Source organism: Streptomyces sp. adm13(2018), from assembly GCF_008042145.1.
Taxonomy (GTDB): Bacteria; Actinomycetota; Actinomycetes; order Streptomycetales; family Streptomycetaceae; genus Streptomyces.
Genome location: NZ_RDBH01000330.1, coordinates 1 through 2,157, shown reverse-complemented (window position 1 = coordinate 2,157; position 2,157 = coordinate 1). Strand labels below are relative to the sequence as shown.

The 2,157-nt window shown below is 76.5% G+C and carries 1 protein-coding gene; it reads right to left on the bottom strand.

Annotation, left to right across the window (positions count from 1 at the left end; genetic code table 11):
- Positions 1–46: 46 nt before the first annotated feature.
- On the bottom strand, positions 47–1,951 hold the full coding sequence (locus EAO70_RS37265) for a BTAD domain-containing putative transcriptional regulator (RefSeq protein ID WP_148007187.1): 1,905 nt from the start codon (positions 1,949–1,951) through the stop codon (positions 47–49).
- Positions 1,952–2,157: the final 206 nt, after the last annotated feature.

Genomic DNA, 2,157 nt, shown 5'->3' with positions numbered 1-2,157 from the left:
GGGGTAGGGCGCGCCCGCCCCGCCCGATGCCGGGCGCGCCCTACCCCTACGTCAGCACCGGCGTCCCGTAGCCCACGCCTCGGGCGTAGAGCCGTATCAGGTGCGGCATGTCGTACTGCACCGCGTGCGCGGTGACCTCGCCGCCCGGTGAGGTGACCATGCCGGCGTCGATGAGCGCCTCCACCACCCGCACCGCGTGCCGCTCGTCGCAGCCGAGCGCCTCCGCCGCCTCCATCAGACCGAACGGGCCGTCCCCGGTGCCCGCGGCCAGCCGGCCCGCGTCACGGCACCGGTCCTCCGGGAGCGCCTCCCAGCCGTGCGCGAGCCGCTGCCGTACGGAGACGTCGCCCGCGGTGAGTTCGTCCAGGGCGCCCGCCGGATCGGTCAGCCGGTCCGCGAACTCCCGCAGCGGGACGTGCCGGAGCACCGCGAGCCGCATGCCGCTGACCCGGACCGCCAGCGGCGACCCGCCGCACGCGCGGACGATCCGCAGCGCCGCCTCCCGGTCGGCCCGGACCCGCCGCGGGCCGACGAGCCCGGTGAGCAGTTGCACGGCGTCGGCGGTGTCGAGCGGCGGGACGGTGATCCGGTGGAGCGGTGCCAGGCCGCCGAGTTGGCCGCGCGCGGTGAGCAGGACCCGGCCCCGTCCGCCGCTCGGGAGCAGCGCGCGCACGGCCCGCTCCTCGGGGACGTCGTCCAGGATCACCAGGACGCGGTGGCGGGCCAGCCACTCCCGCCAGGCCTCGGGGCCCGGCGGAACGCTCCGCCCCGTCCGCTCGCCGAGTTCCGCGAGGACGGCGGACAGGGGGCGGGTGGAGCCGTCCGCGTCCCGGAGGGAGATACAGAGGCGGCCCTCGGGGAAGCGGGCGGCGAGGAGGTGGGCGGCCCGCACCGCCAGGGCGGTCTTTCCCGAGCCGGCGGGGCCCGACAGCAGCACGACGCCGCCCGCGTCCCGCGCGCCGCCCGCTCTGCCGGTGCCGCCCGGGCCGGCCGCATCCGAGGTGTCGCCGTCCTCCAACAGGTCAAGGACGTCGTGGAGTTCCTGGCCGTGGCCCGTGAAGTCGGCCAGGTCGGGCGGCAGCAGCACGACGGGCTTCGGTGGTACGGCGGGTCTCCCGCCGGTCGGTGGGACGGCCGGGCCCGCGCCCGACCGGGTGTCGCCCGCGAGGACGGCCCGGTAGCGGGCGGTCATGGCTCCACTGGGCTCAAGGCCCAACTCCCGGGCGAGGAGCTGACGGTAGTCGTCGTACACGGCGAGCGCCTCGGGTTGTCTGCCCGCGCCGCTCAGCGCGCGCATCCAGGCCGAGCGGAGCCGCTCCCGGAGCGGATGGCGCTCCACCAGGTCGCGCAGCCCCTCGACCACGGCCGGCGCGCCCCCGAGCTCCAACTCCGCCTCCGCCCAGCTCTCGTACGCCGACACGTGACGCAGCCGCAGCCGCTCGGCCTCCTCGGCCAGGGCGGGCGACTGGCGGAGGTCGTCCCCCAGCGGGGCGCCCCGCCACAGGTCGAGGGCCTGCCCCAGCAGCCGCGCGGCGGTCCGGGGCGGCTGCCCCTCGGCCGCGCGGACCAGGGAGCGGAATCCCAGGAGGTCGAGTTCCTCCTCCGTCGCGCGCAGGACGTAGCCCCCGCAGGTGTGGGTGAGCCGCGGCCGGTCCCCCGTCTCCGTCGACGTATCGATCGAGGCGCCCTGGCAGAACAGCGCGCGCAGGGCGCTCACGTACACCTGGATGTTCTTGCGGGCGGTGCGAGGGGGCTCGTCCGGCCAGACCGCCTCGGTCAACGCGTCGACGGAGACGGGTGAGTTCGCGGCGACGAGCAGGGCCGCCAGCACCATGCGCTGCTTCAACGGGCCGAGGGGCAGTTCCTGGCCGCCCCGGTGGACCGCGAGCGGGCCGAGGACGGTGAACCGGAGTGCGCCGGGTGAGGCGGGCTGCGCGGACGGACTCGGCATCGAGCGAACCTCCGTATGGTGACGGGAGTTGATCGGTCTGCTCGATGCCGAGTCCGTCCGCGCAGCCCGCCTCACCCGGCGCACTCCGGTTCACCGTCCTCGGCCCGCTCGCGGTCCACCGGGGCGGCCAGGAACTGCCCCTCGGCCCGTTGAAGCAGCGCATGGTGCTGGCGGCCCTGCTCGTCGCCGCGAACTCACCCGTCTCC